At 34.9% G+C, this 2929-nt stretch carries 3 protein-coding genes and 1 pseudogene; all 4 read right to left on the bottom strand.

The features are described from left to right. Positions 1-258, bottom strand: a pseudogene (locus IHO13_RS05005) (SPFH domain-containing protein); the annotation flags it as partial. Positions 259-265: 7 nt separating this feature from the next. Next, on the bottom strand, positions 266-1255 hold the full coding sequence (locus IHO13_RS05010; protein ID WP_225538555.1) for a M23 family metallopeptidase: 990 nt from the start codon (positions 1253-1255) through the stop codon (positions 266-268). Positions 1256-1258: 3 nt separating this feature from the next. Beyond that, a complete protein-coding gene (locus IHO13_RS05015) occupies positions 1259-2008 on the bottom strand; it encodes a YebC/PmpR family DNA-binding transcriptional regulator (protein ID WP_225538556.1) in 750 nt (249 codons plus the stop codon). Between the two features lie 46 nt (positions 2009-2054). Next, positions 2055-2798 carry an outer membrane protein assembly factor BamD gene (locus IHO13_RS05020; protein ID WP_225538557.1) on the bottom strand — a complete coding sequence of 248 codons (744 nt, stop codon included), beginning with the start codon at positions 2796-2798 and terminating at the stop codon, positions 2055-2057. Positions 2799-2929: the final 131 nt, after the last annotated feature.

Below are 2929 nucleotides of genomic sequence, written 5' to 3' on the forward strand. Positions count from 1 at the left end.
AAATGGTAGTGTAATAAACATCCCAGGTTTAAAATAAGTTCCAATATAATGACCAAGAAATTCTACCACCCTTGCTTCATTGGGGTTATTAATGAAAAATCCTTGAGAAAGAAACAACACTGAAATAGCAGCAATTCCAAGTACAATTGTACTATCGTATACTACAAAAAGTACCGATAAAATTAATCCTAGCACTATTAGTGCAGGACAAACTCGGAGCTGACTTAAATTTCTATCATTTATCGTATTCTTATCAATATTGTCTTTAAACTTCTTTTTCACCTGAGCTCTCTCTGTTGAACGTTTTATCTATCTTATTTACAAATAGTTTAAACTCACTTAATTCGGGACCAAGTAGCCTCATTTTATTCTTATGTGCTATTGTAAGTGGATCAATGTGTTTACCATTATATATGATCTCGTAATGTAAATGTGGTCCTGTGGCAACACCAGTGTTACCAACATAAGCGATAACCTGTCCCTGCTTTACTTTGGAGCCTAATTTCACATCACTATTAAATTTACTCACATGTGCATAGCAGGTTGAATACCCATTTTTATGTTTTATTTTGATGTACTTACCATACCCTCCGTTATTTCCTATATATTCTATTACACCTTCTGCAGCGGCGTATATAGGAGTACCAAATTTAGCTGCATAATCTACTCCTTTGTGAAAAACAACTTTACCATGAACAGGGTGCTTTCTATTCCCAAATTTCGAAGATATACGATAATCTCCATTTAACGGATTTATAAAAGCCTTGCTACCTCTTAGGCTTATTCCCCCTTTATCAAAATATCCTTCTTGACCGTTTTGTGACTCATAATGATGTAAGTGATTAGCTTTTTTGTTCGTTGTCAGTGAGGTGTATAAAAATTTTTCTTCAGTCTTCTGATTACTAGGCAATCTTTCAAAAAGAACCTCCAATTTACTTCCTGGCATGATATCTTTTTTAAAGTCTACACCAAAATCCTTATATGTGTCGATTAATCTCATCGCTGTATTTTGGACCAAACCTTGTTCAATTCCCGTGGTAAAAAAAGAAGATTTTATGTTACTAGATATGAATAACAACCTTTCGTCATGTACTAAGTTTCCTACGTTGCTTTCTTTTATCAGAACAGCTTGACTACTTGAATCCATGACTTTTTTTTTTCTGATTCCATGCTGGAATGATACCGAGAGATCTGCAGATGCCTCAATGGTGTGTGGCGGTAAAATAAAAAGTAGTATGAATACGATTAGTTGCATAACTTAGGCTGCAAAATTATCACCAGCAAAAGTAAAATTACCTTCAACGTACTGTACATCATCATTACCTTCGAACTCTTCAACCAATGCAGATAATTTATCAATTAATTCCTTATCACTAACTTCAACCAGGTCTTTTGGTTGCCATGAAAGACGAGCAAGTTCTGGCTCTCCAAATTTTGCATAAAAAGCATCGCGCACTTTACCAAAATCTTTTACTTCACAGGTTATAACGTACAATTCTTCTTTGTTATTTTCCTCAACATTCAATACTTTTAATTCAATTCCATAATCAAACAAATCTTCAAAGTTTGCACCTTCTGCTTTATAGATGATTAAGCCTACATGATCAAAAAGGTAACTAACACTTCCTGTTTCTCCCAAAATTCCACCCCTGCGAGAGAACATATAACGCATCTCAGAAGCAGCTCGGTTGCGGTTATTCGTTAGAGCATGAACAATAAGTGCAGTGCCAGAAGGTCCATAGCCCTCATATTGTATTTCCTCATAATTTTCTTCTACAACACTGACAGTTGCGTTTTTTATTGCTGTTTTTATTTTATCTTTTGGCAAATTTTCCTTACGTGCAGCAAATATAGCAGAACGAAGACGTGGATTGAGTTTAGGATCAGGCGGCCCTTGCTTTGCAGCAACTGTTATTTCTCTAATGAGCTTCGTAAATTTTTGAGAGCGCTTCGCATCCTGAGCGCCTTTCCGGTATTTTATATTTGAAAATTGTGAATGACCAGCCATATTCAAGTAGTTACAAACCTAAATTATATATCAAAGTATAGAGAGACTAAAGCGAATTTTCAAGCTTGCTTCTCTCACATGGAACTTCGTCTTTCCTTTTGAAGTTTCCTGCTAATATACTTTCATACTGCTGAGCTTCCAGGTCAAGACCAAGGGCCGAATGAGCTGCTATTAAATAGTTAACAGATCTAGAAAAATAGCTAGAATCCTTACTGCTTGTTACATTTTGAAAACGCTTGATTGCTGCTAGATATTCACCCCGCCTTAAGTAGAACCTACCGATAGAATATTCTTTTGCTAATATATGTTCTGTGACTAGCTTTATTTTTTCTTTCATCTCTTCTGTATGTTCACTGCCTGGGAAGAGACTGATATACTCAGCGGCTAGCTCTAAAGCTTTATATGCCGTTTGTTGCCCGAGTTGTACTTTATTGATTTGCATATAATAAAACAATACCCTTAGGTAGTACACATACGGTAAATCTTCACCATTTGAATAAATCTGTATATAATCGTCCATATCACTTGCAGCACTGCTATAGTTACCCATATTGTAGCGAGAAATGCCAGATAACAATTTTGCTTTCATCGCCCAGTAAGAAAAGGGGTACAAATCTTCAATTTTTTGAAATGCTCTGATGGCTTGTTTATATTTTTTCTGGTCAAAAAGCTTAACAGCCTCCTCATATAGCTCAGTTTCACTTTTTTCGAGATGAACATTATTATTCGCATATGATTGCGTAAAGGAATAAATCAGAAGAATAAAACACGTGATTAAAGTCTTATACATGAGATTTTTTTGATCAAAATTAAAGTATAGACTAAATATTATCTAAATAAACAAATTTCTGAAAATAGACTTCTCACATAACAAACTTTTGACAGAGCATTGGTATTCAATAGAAACGAAAGAAACTACTT

It is taken from the genome of Wolbachia endosymbiont of Mansonella perstans, assembly GCF_020278605.1.
Taxonomy (GTDB): domain Bacteria; phylum Pseudomonadota; class Alphaproteobacteria; order Rickettsiales; family Anaplasmataceae; genus Wolbachia.